Here is a 21,935-nt window from a genome sequence, read left to right as displayed (position 1 = left end):
TGGATATTTCCAACTGAATATAAAATCAGCATCAATTCAGGACTGAATTAAACACTCACATTCGGTTAAAAAAGAATCGAACAAGCAAGGATAAATGATCAAAACTTATCCTATTTCTTATTTACCAGTTCCTTAAGTTGTTGCTTTACTTCATCTAACTCTTGCTGTTGTTTTTGCAGTTGCTTGTCTTTTTCGATGAGGATCAGCGTAAGTTCTTCCAGCTTTTTTAAAAACAGCGTTTGGGTTTTTCCTAAATCCAAACCACTTTTTTGAATCTCTAAAGCAGAAGGTACTTCTGGAAGATGTTTATTTGCCTTGATAAACTTTTCAAGCGAGGGAAGAGAAGTTAATTCGTAATTTTCTTCAAAAACATAATCGGGCCAGTTAGCTGTTTCTACTTTCACCTCCTGTGCACGGATTTTGCCATTTACGGAAAGTTTCTCCTTTGGTGTAGAGGTGCCAATCCCTATATTACCTTCAGCATTTACGGATAAAGCTGAAATATCTACCCCATTTTGCTGAACAACATTTAATTTAATTTCTGAATCCAATAACCTGATGTATGAACCGCCTTTAGTATCTATAATACGAGTGATACCCACAGTATTGATTACATTATTGCCAATTCCGACACCTGTCCAGGTCAATTGGGGCTCACTTGCCCATAAGGTTAGATCTGCACGTTGCGCAGGCTCATGGTGGTTAAAACGCATGTTAAACTGAGTTGCGTCATGATTTCCGAGTATTTGCAAGCGGTATTGCGGGGTAGTTGTACCGATACCTGCATTTCCATTTTCCGGAAAAATATTTTGTGCCGTAACAGATTTGGTAGACACTGCTAAAATCAGTAAAAAAAGAAGCTTTAATTTTATTGGATTTGTGTTCATAAAATGAGCGTTAAATAAATAGATTTTCAAATATAATTACTTTGATCATAAAAGCAGCAAAATTAAAATTATTGCTGTCTACATGAAAAGATTCCAGTATTTATGTGGGGCGAAGGCAAAATTTGCACACCAATTAATTAATCCGTAGTCTCCCTACCTCAATCTAAGTGCTCAAGACTACTGAAATATCGAATTAAGGGTAAGAAGGTTGTCTCCGGCACAATATCTAAATCACTCTGATTTATGCTATTAATTAAGATGCCTTAATTTAATAATCAAGATTTATTTGTGATTTGAAATTTTATTTCTAAATTGCCTATGCGAAGTACAAATAATATATTTTTCATTTAAATCAGGAGACACAAAATTCAGTAAATTATTTTTAACGATATTCCCGGTCGAGAGGTAGCCCCTCATTTCCTATGTCTCTGAAAAGAGTTATTTGGTACTTCGCAGCGGCCGGGATATTTAATTTTTTAGGTCATGCGAAGTACCAAAAGTAAAAATCCAAACACACAGCTCCCTGTTCAGGTTGCAGCTGAAGCCAATTACACGAATGTATTACCTGCCATTTGCGCGGTTAAGGCCACCTTACATCATATTGATGGCACTGTTTCTGAAATCATGATGACCATGCCACGCTACACTGGATGGGCAGAGTTTTTAGAGGACGGGCAAAACGCTATTAGAGAATACGTGTATCAGCTCACCCGGCATTGGATTCAAATTACCCATTTCTTTATAGAAACCGGAACCATTACCGCCAATGGAACAATAACCTCTTGTTTTTTGCCCCGCAGGTTCGATATCCCTTTGGGCAAATTTTATAAACCGATGGTGCCTGGCTTATGGGTATCAGCCAATCAACACCCGCACCATCCAAAGTATAGCCAAAAAGGATCGAGCAAAAGTTTATCAGCATTAATGGCTATTGCAAGCAGCAGAAATGATGTTGTTTATCATCATATAGAACCCAATATTATTCTTTGTGGCATTCCCAACGAAAGCAAAAGGGCCTATTTCGAAAAAGGTGATATTCCTATCGGGCATTTTGAAAAAAATGGAATCGAATACATGGTGATTTACAGTTATAGTGTTGATGGGAAAGGGATTTTTGAGTGATAAACGGGTAAACTAAATTTAAGCCCTTGCAGATGGTAAGGGCTAACCTTTGCAATACCTTTAATAAGAATTAAGAATTATTAGAAAAAGCAAAGCGCAGCATTTCAACTGCGGTGCTTTGCTTTTTTTGTTAAATTTTGGTCTTAGCAAGATGTTAAGACCAGTTAGAAGGGTTATACAGCTTAATTTATGCCCTTAATCACCAAACCAATATTTCATGTCAATTTTACAATCTTTATCAAAAGTAGTGCCTGCAGTTAGGACAAATTTTTGTCCTGAAATGGATAGAAAATGAAAAGAGTTATTAATATTGATGTTGCCTTGAATTTGTTTGTCAACAGAAAAAATAATTTCAGGAACTTCTGGCATACGATCATAAGAAAAATGCCATGAGCCATTCTTCAAAGTTCCTTGTATTATTCGTACCTGATCAGTTTTCAAATTGGCTACTGTTTGTTGCAAAAGAAGTAATAAACATTTGTTCTTTTTTTCATTAAAAAATATCACACTATCAATTTTAGATGAAGAAATGAATGAACTGTCCGCATAGGGTATCTTACCGTCTTTGTTCTTTAAATTGATCAATACCGCCGAAGCTGACTTTAATATCCTTTCATACATTTTTTCTTTCTGAATACTTATTTGATTTATGTCATTACATGCCATTTTGTTGACAACAACACCGGTACAGCCAAATGAGATCACGATATAGACGATAACAAAGTTCCTGATAAATTTAATCTTTTTCATTTTATTATCTTACGTTAACAGTTACACCCTTCCCTCTAAAGTATGAAATTATCTCATCCAAGTTTGTTCCAACTGAATGCCCTTTTAAGCTATCATCATCATGAGTACCATTTGATATAAATTGTCTTACACCTTGGATACGTGAAAAACTTGTTTTTCCCTTTAAAGGAGATAAAAAATTCCATACAGAAGCTACTCTATCTTCTGATGAAGATATCTGAGTTCCATTAATGTTTGACGGATGATTAAAATCAGCAGGTTGATGGGGTTCCAGATATACCACTTCTTGGAGTATTGAAGCATATTTTTTATTTTTAGAAAAAACTGACGCCATACCTGCTGCAAAAGCCCCCCCCTGACTATGCCCAACTATTTTGATTGTTTCTCCTTTTGAAAGAGATATGTCTCCATTCTCAAGTTGAGAAATTAGATTATTTGCAGAGGCAATACCTTCAGTGAAACGATCTTTTGCATCAGAAGTATTATCTGATGACGCATTTATATACATGGAATTATTATCCTTATATCCTTGCATAAATGCGTTATCTACATTACCCCAATAATCATAAGGTCTATTTTTGTTTTTATATGTTAAATAAGGATATCCCTGTGTTAAATCTCTTGAGGGGGGGTATGGAGTATAATTCCAATTAGGTATACCCCCTAAGAAATATCTGTCATTATCTTGCTTATACCAATGCAGTGGTATAAATCCATTTACAAAAATCACAAGATTTCCATCAGGATCAATTGCATTTATGGGATCATTAACTGCATAAACATATGGACTTACAGCTTCATAAGCTTCTGCTTTATTATCTATCCTATTCCACCTAGCTATAACCGGATCATAAAACCTTGCGCCGTAATCGTACTGACCTAACTCTTCCTGCAACTCCTTGCCATTGTAAAGATACTTATTTGTATTCGAATTTGGAGATCCTGTTTTCCTTAACCCAAAGGCATAGTAATCATCACGTTGAATTACTTCCAGTCCATATGGTGGCAAAGGACTTAGCTTAAAAGTAGCCCTTACATTGCCCAGATGGTCGCTAAGGTTATATTCATAACTGTATGTACCGCCACTATTCCTAGCAATGCCTTCTTCGGTATGGATGATATCAATAGTGGTACCATCTGGCTTGTATTCTATCCCGTTAACATAATTCCTTACCGTACCACTGCTGTTCCTGGCCAGTTTTTTACCTGTAGCATCATAAGTGTATGACAGGTTAACAGCTGCACCTGTGGTACGCACCGCGGTTGCCGGGAGGTTAAGGTAGTTATAGGTCAAACTGATCCCGCTCAATCCATCTTTTATAGCATTGCCATTGGCATCGTATTCATAGTTTTGTGTAGTTAGCCCACTTACGCCCTGCAACCTGTTGCTGTTCCCCGAATTGTAATAGTTATATACTTTGGCTACCGCACCATCACGGCTGAGGCTCGCAATATTGCCCATTATATCATAGGTTAATGCTTCGCTCATCGAAACACCTGCTGTGGTAGCAGCCGATCCCAATCGGTTCAGTTTATCATAACCATAGTTGAAGATGTTTGCCGTTGGATTAGCTGTATTGCCCCAGTCCCAGTACTGTTTGGTGATGTTGCCATTATAACCCTGTGCAGCACCGTCTTCATAATCAAGCTTCATGCTGAACTGATCGGATATGCTGTTCTTCATCCAGCCACGCTCGTTATAGGCAAAGGTGGTAGCCTGGGTATCGTTATGCAGGTTCTTTTTGGCCAGTTGCCCGATCTCGTTATATTCCGGGTGGTTCAATGCCACCTCGCCCTGGTTGTTGATGTTCTCAAAACTGGCAATTTTACGGCCCATGTGGTCGTATTCGAAACGGTTGGCTATCGTTGTAGTTGAACTACCTGCCGTATGTGTACGCGTACTCGCGGTAAGCTCACCGCTAAAGTTATAGGTATTGTCTACTACATCGGTACCGTTCAGGTGGTGATCGCTCTTGCGCTGCACCACACGTCCTTCAAGGTCGTAATAGTTTACCGTAAGCAGCATCGTTCCGTTCCCCAGGTTCTTCACCTTTGTACCGGTAAGCAGGCTTTTGGTACGTGTTGCAGGTGCCTGGCTGCCTGTAGGTGGACCAAAGCTATTGCCTGTAAAATCATAATTATCGTAATAGTTTACCGTCAGCACATTACCGCCAGTCTGAGGAAAGGACTTCCCGTCATAATCCGCGCCAGGACGGCTTTCCCATAACGAGATGGAAACATCACCATCGGCGATTAGCTGGGCCTGGTTATCCAATGTTGTCTGGAGGGCATTTTTTGATGTCCGCAGGGGAATTGTAGCATTGTCGGCCGAAGTACCCGCCTGTGGGTATAAACCGGTAGCCACTACCCTGCCGAAGGCATCGTATTTACTGTACAGCCATTCCTGCGGAGTTTTGTTGCGTTGGTTCGCATCCTGGCTCAGCACCACCTGGTCGAGCTTATTATATACCATAAACTCCCAGCCCTTGCCAGGGATCTTTTTCTCCACCAGTCTTTTGCGGCCATCATAACGGTAGCCATAGATAAACTGGTCGAAAACAGCTAGAGTTTCGTCGAAACTGCTTAGTGCAGCCTGCCCGTTTCCATTCACTGCCGGGGGCAATACATAACGCAGGTTACCCAGATCGTCGTACACATAGTAAGTGGATAAACTTTTACCATCGGTTTCCCAGATACGCTTCAATACTACACGTCCCTCAAAGTCTTTGAATTCTTCGGTAGTACCAGCTTTAATGTCTGTAAGTTTCCAGTTCTCATCCTTACTGATCGTCTTGTACAGTTTGCCCGGCAGGTAAACCCCTGACGACGCTCCGTTTTCGCTATTGTTGATCGTCCACAGTTTTACTTCGTTCTGTATATTGGTTCCATAATCGGTTTTTAGGGTATGCCCTCCACTGATCTGCCAGGATTCACCCGGTGCGCCCTGCTGCAGTACACGGTTTAGCGGAGAGGCCTCGAAAACCGTTTCGGCAAAGGGATAGGCGGTAGCTTTTACCCCTGCCGTAGGGCTGTTGTAAAATGCCAGCTGGTCGGCAAGGGCACCTGAACGGTAGTTACCCGTGGTTCCTGTCTGCGCCACATAAGGCTGGTATTTAAATTGTTCGCGGCCAAAGGCATCATAAGCAACCGGCTGCACGATATCCTTAAAGGAAGGGCTGCCCTGCAACTGTACCGTCTGCAAAGGCCTCCCGAGCCCATCAAAATACTGGATCGTTTCATTTACCTCACATATGCTGCGGCCCGAAAGATTGTTCGGGTCCATGCCGGGCTGTTTGAATACCCTTGTACTGATGTAGTTCTGGCTACTGCTCGCCGCCGATACAAAAGGTACGCAGTTTACGTAGCTTAAGCCCGTGGTAAAAATGCGCACAGGACCAGTGGTATGGAAACCATCGGTCAGTGTTACGCTCAATGGCGCACTGATCTCGCTTTCGCCGTTATAAACCGAGACTACCTTTTGGGCAGAAGAGCGGCTGCAGAACAGCAAAAATGCTGCAGCATAAAAATACTTTAGATGTTGTTTCATAGAGGCGTTAATTTTTGAAATGGTAGTCAGTTTGTTTCAGGATATTGCCGTTCTGGTCTTTAACTATTTTTAAGCGCTGAAAGGCATCATATTCGTAAAAGGTGGTCATGCCTTTAGCATCCGTCATACTCGTCATGCCAATTAATGGTTTATAAGTATAGCTGGTAATTTGAGACTCTTTTAGTAAAGTTGATGATCTTAAAGGAGCAAGAAATGCATCGACATCTGCTTTTTCAGGTGATATCCTATTACTAAAAGCTTCTATGACTTGAGCTCCTAACAGAGATTCAATAGTTGGGTAGTTTACATTCTTGATTTCAGCAACTGGGTATAGGCCATTATAGCTATAGAGATACACACTATTTGAATTTTTATTAATTAATACGTTTCTTGGCTTGCCAAAGCTGTTATTAAAGCTGTATGCTACCCTTTCTTCATACCACGCAGGTAAATGAATAAAATCATATCTATCGGTCAATCCAATCTGATTAACATTTGCTTTATAAATCTTTCTTAGCGAAAAAACTTTAGTTTGGTCGATTATATCATACCCATACTCATTCGCAATACCACCGATCCCTTTTTCAATACCATCACGTTTGTTCAGAAAAACCTCTTCAATTGGGAGTTCTAATATATTATATTCCAATAAAGAGGATAAAACAGGTGAGCTACTTGCATAGTTCAGATAGTCTTTTGGGTAATAATATTTAACAATTTTTGAACCTTGACTTGATGATGTTTCGATCTGATTGAGATTGAATCCATTGTTTGAATAATAATATTGATTGTGCTTAATTAACGGCATTCCACTATCCATATCAATAATAGTATCTGCAACGAGATCGTATTTATCAGTAGCTATATCATATCTAACTGCACTTAATCCATTATAAATTTGATTTTCATCTGCACCGCTAAAATCCATTAATGTATTTGCTACAACCTTTAAACCATAATTGTTAATAGTGGAGTTCTCAATTTTATTATACTTATATGATTCACTTCTCTTAACTATTCCATTAACATCATAGATAAGCTTGTTTAAAATAAGCCCGCGCTTCCAGTCCTGTGATGAGTTAGGCGGAAAGGGGAACCCAGTATTGGCATTAAGGTCGTTAAACTCTGAAAAATTAGTAAATCTGGAAACGACCTTACCGTTTCCCTGATCGCCTAGACTTTGCCTGGTAACCACGCTATATCCAACATAAGATCCTTTACTATTTATAAGAGACCGATTTGAGGTGGATGAGTAAACGTTATAATTACATTCATAAAATTCCCCGAGTTGATTGCTACCTCCAAATTCTTTTACGCGTTTTACAACCTGAGAAAATACATAGTCAGGAATATTACCTAAAAGACCGCTTGTTTTTCCAGAAACCGGATCGTTATAACTAAACTCTTCGATCAAATCTGGCCCACTAAGAGGCTTTTTCGTAATGCGTTTTATTCTTAAACCGGGTCCAACAAGTTCCACTGGACCCGAGGGATCTGGGCCATTATTTTTAACATATTTTTTAAAAATTAATCCACAATCGAAGTATACATAAGGATTGCCTGCATACTCAGTAGTCAGATCAACTTTAATTATATAAGTCCCAACAGTTAATTGATAAATATTTAAAATACCAACCTGAAGTCCTACAGTCGAACCATTAGGTTTGGTTAAATAACAAGCAATTGTTGCCGATGTATTTGGATCAAATCCCTCGCGATAAAGTCTAAAATGAGCAGGTGCTGAACCACTGCCCTGAAGATCTTCTTCGGTGATGGTAAATTGTTTTTCAAAATGAAATTCAGTGTCACTACTATTATTATTTCCGGTCAAACGCACTTCGTCCTCAATATAAAGATACTCATTCGCGGCTGGACTATCATTCTTCAACATAAACCTATTATTTTCAAATTCAAACAATGTACTTCCACCAGTTGGATAAGTAATTGCGGCTAACGATAATTCTAAAGTACTGCTAGGGTCTATATCTTTATTTGCGCCCTGCTTAACAGGTGAAGAGCCATCATAATAGGATACCGATGTTGCATTATCCTGTCCGTTAAAGTATCCCCAGTGATCCTGTGCATTTGAATTTCGATAAGGCAATCCTATTGAATAGTTATAACTGAATTTATAAGGGGCATTAACAGTATTGTTACTTTCTTCCCTTAAAGAGTCTAACCTAAGCCGCTTATGGTCCATAACGTTAAAATAGTTAAGGCCTGAAGTACCAATTGAATTATTTTCAAAATAACTGGTAAAAAACTTCACTTTTTTAATCAGGCTTCCTAAACCATCCAGCACCTCAATCCTATCAATCGATTTATCTCCATTGCAATCCAACCGGGCGCTCCCTTCATAAAAATTAATTCTGCCATTTTTAAATATTATAGATTTAATTTTTTTGCTAGAAATGGTATTATACGTATAACTGAATTCACTATACATCTGACAATCAACATTGGGGTTGGCAGGTACTTTAACTTTTTCTGTGCCACGTGTTAGATAAGAGATCGTATTAGTTGCATATTCAAAGAAAATTTGATTGTTTTTTGTATCTTCCACTTCAGTCAAAAACCAAGTATTTGCATCAAAAAAATATCCTCCATCTATTTCAGAAGCCCCAGATTTTCTAAAACGCGAATCGGCTTCTGAATATTCCCGTGCGCCAAACTTATATTTCACCCCTCTTCCATTGGTGATTATCCAGTCAATATTATTTATATCGCGTTGAATCCTAACGTTTGGGTTGTTTGACATGAGTTGAAAGTTGCCCTGCTGATCTTCAAAAAAGCTAAAATTTAAATCTCCCGCACGAACGATATAGAGATCAGGCTCAGAATCATTATTTCCCCGGTAAACACTATTTATAAATGTTTGCTTTTCTTGATTAGTCATCTGATTATTCACATAACGTTTCACAGCATCTTGAGAATTGAATCCATCGGGTACCCCTCTTGTTACTCTTATTACTTCTCCACCAGAAATTAAAGTCCAACCTGTACCTACCCAGGAAGCAATATCATCAACTTTTATTCCTCCCGCATGATAGGATAAATTAACTGGCATATTTATATCGCCTTGATTAATCTGCCAGATAGGAAGATCTATATTAGGAATGCCAGTGTACTCACCGACTGGAATTTCGGAAAATTTACCAAGTGCACTAGCTTCGGGTGAACTGCTTAATATAGAAACGGGGTCGCTTACTACCCCAGGTCTATTCTGCCCAAAAATATAACTAGGCATAAGCAATATTACAATGCCAAATGCGCCCCTAAAATGTGAAAATTTATTTTTTTTCATATGCTATTAAAAATTACACCAATGTGCCGCTACCTTTTGGCAACAATTGATTATTAAAAAGTATAAATGAGTTTATATATAAATGTCATAGGAAGAAAGAATACAAAATCTTTTCGACGAACCATGCTTTCTTAACATGAATGTACATTTTGAGGTGACGAAATTAATCAGGTCATGATAAATCGGACAATTAAATACTTGTATTTTATGTATGAAATTCCAAATATTTATTTGGTATAAATTGTTATGGCGCATTAATATTAGATTGTTAAATTTTAAAAACTACTACTCATCTGGAACATCGGCAAGTACATTGCAATCAGGATTACGCCTACCACAATTCCCAAAAAAATGATGATTAAGGATTCCGGTAAACCACTAATGGTATTGGTTTTGTATTCTACTTCTGCGGTATACTGTTCTGAAAGCTACACGAAGAAATATTCCAGGTGGTTTACCTCTTCAGCAATTTTGATCATCTGGATAAATTTTGCGGGGTAAAAATCTTATTTGTAAAGTGATGCCGAAAGGCTGCTTTATACCTTTTATAACTTTTAAAATAAGCAAAAAAAGCTTTAATTCTGTTGGATTTGCATTCATAAATGAGCGTTAAATAATATATATTCTAAAATAATTATTTTATTCATAAAAGCAGCAAAATCACAATTATTGTTATGAGGATTGGTTTTAAGCATTGAAAAAAAGAATCTTATTTGAAATAATCGTTATTACGTTCCAAACCTCCTTGAAATTAAAATAAGCGAAATAATGTAAAGGCTAAAATTATAGCCAGCTTCGCCAAAAACCATTCAGTATCATTAAGGAATTTTATGAGCTGAGCCTCAATTCGTCTTTATAGTGCCTATACAACCAGCCCGAAATCATAAGGACGCTATTCTTCGCCATTAACGAACTCGAAGCCATCGCTGAAAAAGGAAACCAGGATCTGGCTTGGGGTGAAGAAGAGGATGCATTGCTTGCAGAACGCTTTGGTAATGGCGCCAAGATTACAGAACTTGCAAGACGCTAATCAAGGACTTATGAAGCCATTAAAGCCAGGCGCATTAAACTTGAACTGGTGCAAAAATTAGAAACCCAGCAGAAATGTTGGGCTTCTAATTTATTATATCCCCAGGCACAAGTCATCTACTACATTGCCCAACACACTAAGACTTGCGCCAGTTGGAGGCAATTAAAGCAAGGCTAATCAAACTTGGATTGCTATAGAAATAACAAGCCCGGCAATTTAAACTGCTAGGCTTGTTATGTATGTTACATTTTGGTCCTAGCGAGACGCTAAGAACAGTTGGTTATTATTTACAAATCATATTGTCGGCCTCTAACTCACTATTTATCGACACATCGCTTTTTAATCTCTTATTTTCCCGAATTTCATAACCTAAATCGTCACTTAAGCGGCAAAGATTATTGAGGCTATTTGGGGGTAAGTAAGGCTTCTTTATTCTATTATATTCTCGGCTTTCATAATGTTTGTAATAAATCTTATTTGTCTTTAAATTTTTATAAGATCCCCCGCCATCATTTAGCATTTCAACGCTTCCGTCTTTATGAAAAATTAGGGATGCTTGCAAAAAATCGTCAAATTGCCAATCTACCATTACGGACGCTTTTTGGGTTATATTTACCACACTATTACAATACCCATAATAAAAATAACTTTTTTTTCCTTCATCATAACGGCTTACAACTATACCGTTCAAACGATAATGTGTTATAAATTTTTTCCCAAACATACAACAGCAATTGGAGAATAATAGAAGAAGAATTGTAAATTTTCTCATAGTAAAATTATTTATATATATTCTTCCCAACATTGATACCAGCTCTTGTCAGTTTATCTTCACCTGTAAACACTGTGGTTAGAATCTTTGGGATCGTGGCTTGCGGAACAATACTTAAATTTATTAAGTCCCGAATCCCTCTAATACCCGATAATAACTTATTATTTCCCGATTCATTATAAAGGCCAAAGCCATAGTCGATAATAATTGTTGGGATATTCGATGATTTCGCGACTATTCCAGCTGCAATATTTCCAGCATCTCTGGCTGAAGCATACTTATCCCATAGCAATGACCCATAGGAGGTATTCCCATTTGGAGTATGGGTTTTAATGTCCCAATCCCCTTTTGTACCTGCTTTTTTTGCATATTCGTAAGCTGATGGATTAGCTTTGACAATCTCTCGAACTGATTGAGTGGCAAAGTTCGAATCAAAATCAATTTTGGCACCCTCAGCAACTTTGACTTGATTTTTATTGTTTACGCCATTCTTTTCGTAATCACCAAAATCTGCGAAACCGAAAGGAGTCCAAGTTTCCCCCATCTTTTCACCCCCTCCTGAAGTTGATATACTATTTTGATAAAGGTTGTCAACCTCTGCATTTGTGGTTGCATTTTTGTGTTTATATACTCCGTTGTCACCATCAGCATAAATAGCTAAGACGTTACCAAGAGCATCGGTATGAGTAGATTTAGTTTCCATTCCATTTGGATCAATCATGAGAACAGGATTATTTAATCCATAATTGTACGGCGAGGCATAACCAAAGGCTTCCGCCAGCGGATCCACCACATTCCATCTGCCAATCACCGGATCATAGAACCTCGCCCCGTAATCGTAAGCTCCTAACTCCTCCTGCAACTCCTTACCGTTATAAAGATACTTATTATCTACTGATCCCAGCATGGAAGTTTTTCTCTTTCCAAAAGCATAGTAGTCATCTTTCTGCAAAGGCGATATAATGCCGTTCAACACGTCAAAGGTATAACGTACGTTACCCAGATGATCGCTTAGGTTATAATGATAGGTGTATGCTCCGCTACCATTGTTTTGTGCCACACCTTCTTCAGTATGAATAATATCGATTGTAGTACCATCTGGCTTGTATTCTATCCTATCAATATAGTTCCTAACCGTACCATTGCTGTTTTTGGCCAGTTTTTTACCCGAAGCATCGTAATTGTATGACAGGCTAACAGCTGTACCTGTGGTACGCATTGCCGTTGCCGGGAGGTTCAGGTAATTATAGGTCAAACTGATTCCGCTCAATCCATCCCTGATTGCATTACCGTTGGCATCGTATTCATAGTTTTGTGTAGTCAGCCCGCTTACGCTCTGCAACCTGTTGCTGTTTCCCGAATTGTAATAATTATATACCTTGGCACCAGCACCATCACGGTTAAGGCTCGCGATATTGCCCATCACATCATAGGTCAATGCTTCGCTCATGGATACCCCAGCCACAGTGGCCGCTGTTCCTAATCGGTTCAGTTTATCATAACCATAGTTGAAAATGTTTGCTGTTGGGCTGGCCGTATTGCTCCATGCCCAGTACTGTTTCGTAATGTTTCCATTATAACCCTGTGCAGCACCGTCTTCGTAATCAAGTTTCATACTGAACTGATCGGATATACTGTTTTTCATCCAGCCACGCTCGTTATAGGCAAAAGTGGTAGTCTGGGTATCGTTATGCAGGTTCTTTTTGGTCAGTTGCCCGATCTCGTTGTATTCCAAATGGCTTAATGCCACCTCACCCTGGTTATTGATGTTCTCGAAACTGGCGATTTTACGCCCCATATGGTCGTATTCGAAACGGCTGGCTATCGTTGTAGTTGAACTCCCTGCCGTATGCGTACGCGTACTCGCAGTAAGCTCGCCGCTAAAGTTATAGGTATTGTCCACTACATCGGTACCATTCAGGTGGTGATTGCTCTTGCTCTGCACTACACGTCCTTCAAGGTCGTAATAGTTTACCGTAAGCAGCATCGTTCCGCTACCCAGGTTCTTCACTTTTGTACCCGTAAGCAGGCTTTTGGTACGTGTTGCAGGGGCCTGGCTACCTGTAGGCGGGCCAAAGCTATTGCCTGTAAAATCGTAATTATCGTAATAGTTCAGCACATAATAATCACCGATACTGCCCTGCGGAATGGCATCGTTGCTATAACCGGTCTGTGTATTTGAAGCATCGCGCTTTTCGTAGGCAGCAGCTACATCTGCGATCCCCTGAAAAGCGGATCTATAATTGGTGACTGACTGTCCATTATGCAAATCATCGATGTAACGTCCACTTATTACCACCCTGCCGAAGGCATCATATTTAGTAAAATTCCATTCCTGTGGGCTTTTGTTCCGCTGGTTGGCATCCTGGCTCATTACCAGCTCATCTAGCCTATTGTAAACCATAAACTCCCAGCCTTTGCCAGGGATCTTTTTCTCCACCAGTCTTTTGCGGCCATCATAACGGTAGCCATAAATAAACTGGTCGAAAACAGCCTGCGTCTCGTCGAAACTGCTTAGTGCGGCCTGCCCGTTTTCGTTCACCGCCGGGGGCAATACATAACGCAGGTTACCAAGGTCATCATAAACATAATAGGTACTGAGGCTTTTGCCATCTGTTTCCCAGATCCGTTTCAGCACCACACGCCCTTCAAAATCCTTAAACTCATCTGTGGTGCCTGCTTTCAGATCAGTTGATTTCCAGTTTTCGTCCCTAAGGGTGGTTTTATACAGTTTGCCAGCTCCGTAAACCGTTGTCGCCGCAGTTGCACCATTACCAGCATTGTTAACGATCCAAAGCTTAACTTCATTCTGTATATTGGTACCATAATCGGTTTTTAGGGTATGCCCTCCACTGATCTGCCAGGATTCGCCCGGTGCCCCCTGTTGTAACACCCGGTTCAAAGGCGAAGCTTCGAAAACCGTTTCGGCAAAGGGATAGGCTGTAGCTTTTACCCCTGCTGTAGGGTTGTTGTAAAATGCAAGCTGATCGGCAAGGGCACCTGAACGGTAATTACCCGTAGTCCCGGTCTGTGCGGCATAAGGCTGGTATTTTTTGGCTTCACGTCCAAAGGCATCGTAGGCTACAGGCTGTACAATATCCTTAAAACCGGGGCTGCCCTGCACCTGAACGGTCTGCAAAGGCCTCCCGAGGCCATCGAAATACTGAATCGTTTCGTTTACCTCACAAATGCTGCGGCCCGAAAGATTGTTCGGGTCTATACCCGGCTGTTTGAATACCCTCGTACTGATGTAGTTCTGGCTACTGCTCGCCGCCGATACAAAAGGTACGCAGTTTCTATAACTTAAGCCCGTGGTAAAAATCCGCACAGGACCAGTGGTATGGAAACCATCGGTCAGCGTTACACTCAAGGGAGCACTGATTTCGCTTTCCCCGTTATAAACAGAGACAACTTTCTGGGCATACGAGCGGCTGCACAGCAACAGCAATGCTACCGCGCAAAAATATTTTAGATGTTTTTTCATAGAGGCGTTAGTTTTTGTAGTGGTAATCGGTTTGTTTTAGGATATTACCGTTCTGGTCTCTTACATATTTCAACCGACCGAAAACATCATACTCATAATAAGTCGTCATTCCTTTTGCATCTGTCTGAGAAGTCACGCCGACTAATGGTTTGTAGGTATAAGTTGTAATTAGTGCATCTTTAAGAAGAGGAGATGACCGCAAAGTATTTACAAAGTTGATAACTTCGGTATCTGAAGGGCTGGAATTGGCAAAGTTCGAGATTGTTCCCGTCCCGCCAAGGACAGTTTGAATCGTGTTGTAATTAACATTTTTTATTTCTGCAATAAGAAGTTTATTTGAGTAACTGTAAACATAACATACATCAATTCCACTTACAGACTTAAAGCTTAACAGGTTCCCGTTGCTATCATAATTCAAAAACTTTACTTCATCTTTATAAGGTTCAGTACCAATACTTTTTTGAACGAAAGATGGAACAACGACATTGCCATTAGGATTTCCAAAATGGGTCTTGATAGCGCTCACAAGATTATCATTTACATATTCTTTTTTTTCTATAACCTGTTCTACAATATTCAATTCATTTGCCATCTTATTATAGATAGCGGTATCAGCGAAATATTTCGGATACCGAAATAAAGTTGAATTCTGCGTTCCCTGGGAGTTGCGTGCAGTTATTTTTACCGGCAAAAATTGCTGTTCAAAATTATACTCATACCTCGTTACCTCCGTTACAATACCGGTTTGAAAATAATTGACTATTGAATCTCTCAGCTTAGAATTATTTACACCATACGTATGGACATAGCTGGGTTCAAGATTAATCAAACTATAAGCACCAGGATTAATTAAAGAATTAAGAGGTTGCCTATTAGGAACACTTTTCGGGATTAACACCATAGACATACTTTCGAATCCTGGCATTTCCCCGCCATAATAATCAGAAAACACCTTCTTCTTAATTTGATTAGCAGCGTCATAGTAATCGGTTTCCCTTAATATTCCGCGAAATGGTGAATTATCCCTCGTTATATTGGTATACATTTTATTATTCAGATAATCCCTAACCTCATATTCATCTCCTCCTACCTCATAGCCGTTTAACGGATTTCTTGCACCAGTTGCGTAATGATAAACAGTCTTTCTTCCATCATCCATACTCTCGGCAACATCAGCATAGCCTATAACAATTCCAGAATGATTAAGTACATTAACAGGTGTATTTTTGTACATATCCAAAAACAGGGATCGCTCTACAAAAGCCCCGCTAAAACCATACAACACCATTGGCTTAGATCTGTTAAAATATTGAATCTTAGGAATCACGTTTATTATGGGCGTTTCCAATACACCCGATGAATTACCACCAGCACCATATGAATAATTTTTAACTATTGCAGGTGCCTCGGCGGCCAGATAGCTTATTTTTTTGATACGTAAACCATATCCATTATAAATGTTTCCAGTTTTATAATTAAATTTAGTTTGAACCTGTAAATTGCTTTGATAAAGTGGCCCCAGACACGAATTTTCTATAACGTACCTTCCTTCACTCAGCAACAATGAAGTATTTTCCGTAAACCTGGATTGATTTTTTTTGTAATTAAAGTTATCGTCATCATAAGGTGTACCTATGTAATCAACAGCGTTATAATTGCGTTCATAAATAACATCAAATTGAGCTGTGGTATTATTAAATTTTTTTATCAAACATTTGGCAAAACTATTTGGATTTAATCCGATATAATTCAGGTATTCACTTAAAGATATATTTGGACCAATTAATGATGGAGTCATTCCTATATTGGTGGTAATAGATACATTTTGATCGCTATGTAAGAGAAATTCGACCACGTTAGTCGCTGGCTGTTCATAAGGGTTCATTGATGAAATAGCTGATGCACGTTTTGTATTAAGTGAATCAAATCTTAACTGGATGTTCTCATCGTTATCTATCTTATTTGCTCCAAGATAACCTATATTTGAAAATTCGTTACCTTCGTATTCAAATAAAGTCTTTCCTCCGGTAGGTTCCTGAATTTCTTTTAGCATTCCAACCTGGGCATATTTCCAATCCGGATTTCGAAAGGAACTATTGTTTGTTGCGAAAAAAAGAGTGGGATTATATAATCTTGTTTCTGAATAATTATAGAACTGATAAGGTTTGAAGTATGGTTCTACAGGAGCAGCATCCTCTCCATTATAATAACCATATAAATCCCTTCCCCTTTGAACGCCCAGGGGAAGATCATGAAAAGGCGACTTTCCATTGTAGGTTTCATAATATTGGAAATTATATGCTTTATCATCAATCAACAAAGACTTCAGTTTATATTTTCCTACTGATTGGTTTGCCCCCTCAAAAAAATCAAAAATAAATCTTGCCTTAAATACTTTATTGTTAGATGAATTAACTGTCAGACTATCGAGTATACATGAAATGTATGATTTAACTAATAATTCAGGCTTAGTATACTTATGATATACATGAACAGTATCTGATTGACTGATAATACTCGACAGAACTTTCATAGTTTTATTGTTGGCACCATTTAAATTCCTTTGGTGTTGGTGTAGCATCGTTTTAAAGTATATTTGCCAATTCGCTGGTTCTCCAGCTAAATTTAATTCACTAACAGCATCGTCACCATAAAAAAATGAATCGTCAAATAGCTTCATGTGATCATAGTAGAAGGCAGGTTCATTATCTATATTATTAAACGCACCTCCGTTAACATAATTTTGATAATTAAAATGTACCTCAGAGGAAGTTGTAGGATTAAAGATTGTAGTTAAATTCCAGCTCGAAGAAAAATGTGCCACCATATCCGGGAATGAGGAAAACACTATGTTGTCCTCCTCCACATCATTAAATGTATACACAACCCCCAGTCCATCAGTTATTTTAAATTTTTTATTTATATACTCTATCTTCAAATTTGATTCTTGTAGAAGATGTATCTTTCCTTCATTGTTAAAAGTAAATTTCCCTGTATGGCCTAAAAAATTGTAATAAAAAAGGTCGAATTCGGTATCAATAGGTTCAGAAATCGGATCATCTATGGTAGTTACTGAAGGAGCCGAAGCTTCCATCATTAGTCGTTCAGTTTCATCAAATACAGTATTATAATCGCTCAAGCTTGAAGCCCTGATCTTTGACTTTATACCCGCATTGGCAAATCCAAAATTGTCAGACGAATAGTCATCTGGATAACCTTTAACAACACGTGTTATTACGCCGCCAGCATTCAATGTCCATCCTAAACCCGCCCAGCTTGGCGATTCAGTGACGCGAACGCCCGATGCATGGTAGCTAAGGGCTATCGGTATATCGATGACATTAGTCTTGAGCGTATATAAGGGAATTGAAATTTGAGGTATACCCGTGTAATTGGAAACTGGATATTCGGCGTATTTAGACAGTGAAGCTGCATTTGGAGTCAAAACCTGGAGCTCTTTTTGAGCATAAAGGAAATTGGCTGAAAGAAAAAAAATAAATGAGGCAATTATGTATCTAAGCATTTGGTTATTGCGATAAGTTAGAAATGATGATAGTAATCTTAACTAAAGTTAAATGACACCTATCTATAAATTAAATCTATTTGACGATCAATGCTTTTAAAAAACATGAAGGTACATTCTGGAGTAATGAAATAAATAAACCATGATAAATCGGGCAGTTAAATACCTGTATTTTATGGCTAAAATTCCAAATATTCCTTTGATGTAAATTACTGTAAAGCATTAATTAGATTGTTAAAGGTTTAAAAACTACTACTCATCTGGAACATCGGCAGGTACATTGCAATCAGGATTACGCCTACCACTATCCCCAAAAAAATGATGATTAAGGGTTCCAGTAAACCGCTGATGGCGTTGGTTTTGTATTCTACTTCTTCGGTATACTGTTCTGAAAGCTGCTCGAAGAAATATTCAAGCCGGTTTACTTCTTCGGCGATTTTGATCATCTGGATAAATTTTGCGGGATAAAAATCGTATTTGGAAAGTGCTGCCGAAAGACTGCTTCCTAAAAGAATATCCTTTTCTGCCAATTTGAGTGAATTTTCTACGGGATAAAAGGTAATCATCTGCCTAACGAGTTCCAGTGCCTGAAGCAGGGGGGTATTGGTTTCGGTGAGTAAACGCATGGTATTGGCAAAACGGGCGAGGTAGATTTTCCGGGTAATTTCGCCCACTACCGGGATGCGGAGCAACAGCAAAGCGGCTCCTTTTTTAAACCAGAATTTATTCCTGTTAATAAAATAAAGGATGACCACTGCCACTATGGCAAATAACATGAGGTAAATGTAACGGTCAAACCAATCAGAAAAACTCACAATAACCGAAGTGATATATGGGAGTTTGCCGCCAAAACGTTTAAAAACATCAGCAAACATGGGCACCACAAATTTGATCATAAAAAATACCGCACCAAAAGAAGTAAAAAGTACGAGTAAAGGATAGGTAATTGCACCGATAATTTTGCGCTGCTGGCTGATTTTCGATTTATAGTATTTCGCCAACTCGCCCAATACCTCGCCCAGCTTACCTGTTTCCTCTCCTATTTTTACGCTGTAATATTCGTAAGGACTAAATTTCGATTCAGCCTGCATGGTTTCGGACAGCGATTTACCTTCTATTACCTGTTTTTGTACGGAAGAAAAAAGTTCCATGTCTTTTTTTTGCGTATAAGAACCCGCGGTAAGTTCGAGTGCCGAACGAATATCGATTCCCGAACGGATCAGCGTACCCAGTTCATTATAAAAACCTTCTTTTTTCTTGTCAGAAAGTTTGCCTTTTCCAAAGGAAATATCCTTGCTTAAAAAGTCAAAAATACCTGCCCCTTCCTTTTCTTTGAGTGGCGTGTTTTTTTTCTGAATTTTTGATAGATCTATTGATGGCATCTTAGTTAAATAAATCGTGGGCACTATACATTTTCCCTACGGTAACCGGAATCATCCGCTGTTTTTCCATTTTGAGTTTAAAACTGATCTGGTCAACGGTATCCAGCTCAAGGGCTTCCCTTCCTTCAAAAAGAAAACTGGCCTCTACCGGGCTTACATGAAAGCTATCGGTACGCAACCCTTCTGCCTTTCGCAATATGGCAGAATCGGCAAATTTGTAAGTGATGTTCAGGCTATCTCCAGGAATATTGATCCCTTCAGCAGTCCTGATTAAATACCGTCCTTTTGAAATATCTTTTTCCATTGTTCTACGCATGGTTAACACTTCTTCTGCTGAAGCATTCCTTTTCTGGAAAGTCTGAAAATAATCGCCGATCATGCTGTATGCAGTATAACAGATGCTCATACATACTGCAGCCAGGAGCATGGCTATGGCCACCTCCATCATGGTATAAGCTTCAATCTTCTTTGATTTCATTGTTCTTTTTTAAAAGGAACCTAATATTTCCCGCAGGAGTTCCATGATCATTTGCTTTAATCTCTAAGAGGTCAGTTTCGGAGGAAGCCTGTTCAGTTTTAATCAGTTCATAATCTACACTATCGATAACCAGGTGTTCCTGTTCTATTTTTCCACTTTTGATCACCTCCAGCCTAAGCGATTCAAGCTGTTGATTGATCTGGACTTTACGCATCGAAACCCCACCGCTCAGCACATTGGAAAAAAGCCCCATCGCAATAGAAAAAACCACCATGATGATCACCATCGCAATTAACACTTCAATCAGTGTTGATCCTTCCAGTTTCTTTCCTTTCACTTTTCCCATCTGAGTATCTTTTTGCTTCCCGAAACCCCTGTAAATATGGCTGAAGTAAGGTAAACACGGTTTCTGGCCTTTCTATTTAAGGTTACATCTACTAAAAAATTTTCGTATAAAGTGGTAGGCGTCTGCATGATAAAACGGTTACAGGAAACCTTCCCCTCTACTTTTACTTTTTTAGCCAGTTTGAGGAGTCCGGTTACGTAAACCTCCCCTTTTACAATTGTATTTTCGCCAAGAGCAACCAACGTTTGCAAAGCCGATCTTTTAGGCTCATAGCTAAATATGATTCCATTAAAAAGAACATCATTGCCCAAAACAACCTTTGCCTGATCAACCATTTTTTCTTTGCTTACCAGGCCGAGCACTGAAGGATAACTTAAAACCACATTATTCCCAACAGTGATAGAATCGCGCGCAAAAAGCTGACAGTTTCCTTTAAAGCCATCGGCAACAACAATTGCTTTGGCATAAATAACTGTATTATCAAGTTTTGCGTCGGCAGAGATCTTCACTACGGTATCTGAATACAGGGTAATATGACCGGAGAGGCTACGGTTCATTTTTGCAAATCCCGACACATCAAATTCTTTTGCAGGCGTAAAAAAAGAGACCTGCTCATCACCCGCAGTTAATATAGGAAGTGCTGAGGGGTCAAAATCCAGTTTCTCTTCTATTTCGGTAATCCATTTCTTTTCCAGTCCGCCGAGTGTTCTTTTGCTGTCGCTAATCTTTCCATACACCAATTGATCGCCTGAATATGGCCTGCTTTCTACATAAGATTTCCGCATCCCCGCTTTGGGTACTTCTGCATTACCGGTGATCCGGGTATCGCCACTAACCGACAAAGGCCGGTCTTCGTCGCTCAGGTACAGCACCATGGCATCATTGGTGGTTTCAAGGCCCATCATAAAACTGCGCCTGATTGTATCAGCCTGCACAAAACTTTTTACCGTAGCGAGCGTGAAGATTCCCCATTTTTTTTTCTCGATGAGCACACTATCTGTTTGATCACCGAAAAGATCCAGGCCCTTTAAACTATCGCTCGTATTTTCATTTTCGGCAAGTACATAGGCTATGCCTGAGTCCATGTTTCTGCTTAACCGCGCCATCCGCATTTCTTTCAGATAACTTCCGCGATAATGCGCAGCCAGCATGATCAGCGATGCACAAATCACCGCGATCAGGAAAGCAACAATTATCGAGAAATATAAGGCACCTGCTTTGAGCATATTTTTAGTTCATTGGTTCATTAGTCATTGGTTCACTGGGTCATTAGTTCACCGCATATTATTATTAATTGTTAACTGCAAACT

General features: G+C 39.1%; 12 protein-coding genes. 1 reads left to right on the top strand and 11 read right to left on the bottom strand.

From position 1 onward, the window contains the following. Window positions 1–110: 110 nt before the first annotated feature. Entirely contained in the window at window positions 111–887 is a 777-nt protein-coding gene (locus ACUN24_RS13600) for a hypothetical protein (protein ID WP_445562969.1), read from the bottom strand. Between the two features lie 483 nt (window positions 888–1,370). On the opposite strand from ACUN24_RS13600, the gene ACUN24_RS13595 reads away from it, so the two are divergent. After that, a complete protein-coding gene (locus tag ACUN24_RS13595) occupies window positions 1,371–2,009 on the top strand; it encodes a hypothetical protein (protein WP_445562968.1) in 639 nt (212 codons plus the stop codon). A 195-nt stretch (window positions 2,010–2,204) separates the two neighbouring features. Here ACUN24_RS13595 and ACUN24_RS13590 read toward each other — a convergent pair whose 3' ends face one another. The 10 genes from ACUN24_RS13590 to ACUN24_RS13545 all read right to left on the bottom strand — a co-directional run bounded on the left by ACUN24_RS13590 (window position 2,205) and on the right by ACUN24_RS13545 (window position 21,851). Further along, on the bottom strand, window positions 2,205–2,759 hold the full coding sequence (locus ACUN24_RS13590; protein ID WP_445562967.1) for a hypothetical protein: 555 nt from the start codon (window positions 2,757–2,759) through the stop codon (window positions 2,205–2,207). A gap of 4 nt (window positions 2,760–2,763) precedes the next feature. Next, a complete protein-coding gene (locus ACUN24_RS13585) occupies window positions 2,764–6,306 on the bottom strand; it encodes a DUF6443 domain-containing protein (RefSeq protein WP_445562966.1) in 3,543 nt (1,180 codons plus the stop codon). A 7-nt stretch (window positions 6,307–6,313) separates the two neighbouring features. Beyond that, window positions 6,314–9,610, bottom strand: coding sequence for a hypothetical protein (locus ACUN24_RS13580; RefSeq protein WP_445562965.1), 3,297 nt, complete (start codon window positions 9,608–9,610; stop codon window positions 6,314–6,316). Between the two features lie 1,313 nt (window positions 9,611–10,923). Then, window positions 10,924–11,412 (bottom strand): hypothetical protein, encoded by a 489-nt coding sequence (locus ACUN24_RS13575; protein WP_445562964.1) that lies wholly within the window; start codon window positions 11,410–11,412, stop codon window positions 10,924–10,926. Between the two features lie 7 nt (window positions 11,413–11,419). Next, the gene (locus tag ACUN24_RS13570) at window positions 11,420–14,896 is read right to left on the bottom strand and encodes a DUF6443 domain-containing protein (protein ID WP_445562963.1); all 3,477 of its coding nucleotides are present in this window, start codon (window positions 14,894–14,896) and stop codon (window positions 11,420–11,422) included. Between the two features lie 7 nt (window positions 14,897–14,903). Next, complete coding sequence (locus tag ACUN24_RS13565) at window positions 14,904–18,419, bottom strand: RHS repeat domain-containing protein (RefSeq protein ID WP_445562962.1); 3,516 nt, start codon at window positions 18,417–18,419, stop codon at window positions 14,904–14,906. A 242-nt stretch (window positions 18,420–18,661) separates the two neighbouring features. Further along, a complete protein-coding gene (locus tag ACUN24_RS13560; RefSeq protein ID WP_445562961.1) occupies window positions 18,662–19,801 on the bottom strand; it encodes a type II secretion system F family protein in 1,140 nt (379 codons plus the stop codon). 1 nt (window position 19,802) lies between these two features. Next, a complete protein-coding gene (locus ACUN24_RS13555) occupies window positions 19,803–20,279 on the bottom strand; it encodes a hypothetical protein (protein WP_445562960.1) in 477 nt (158 codons plus the stop codon). Beyond that, entirely contained in the window at window positions 20,260–20,625 is a 366-nt protein-coding gene (locus ACUN24_RS13550; RefSeq protein WP_445562959.1) for a type II secretion system protein, read from the bottom strand. Before ACUN24_RS13550 ends, ACUN24_RS13555 begins: the two co-directional genes overlap by 20 nt. Beyond that, window positions 20,613–21,851, bottom strand: a complete 1,239-nt coding sequence (locus ACUN24_RS13545) for a hypothetical protein (RefSeq protein ID WP_445562958.1) — start codon at window positions 21,849–21,851, stop codon at window positions 20,613–20,615. Before ACUN24_RS13545 ends, ACUN24_RS13550 begins: the two co-directional genes overlap by 13 nt. Window positions 21,852–21,935 lie beyond the last annotated feature (84 nt).

It is taken from the genome of Pedobacter sp. WC2501, assembly GCF_052682415.1.
The sequence above is the reverse complement of the archived record's forward strand: the minus strand, read 5'-3'. Positions and strand labels throughout refer to the sequence as shown.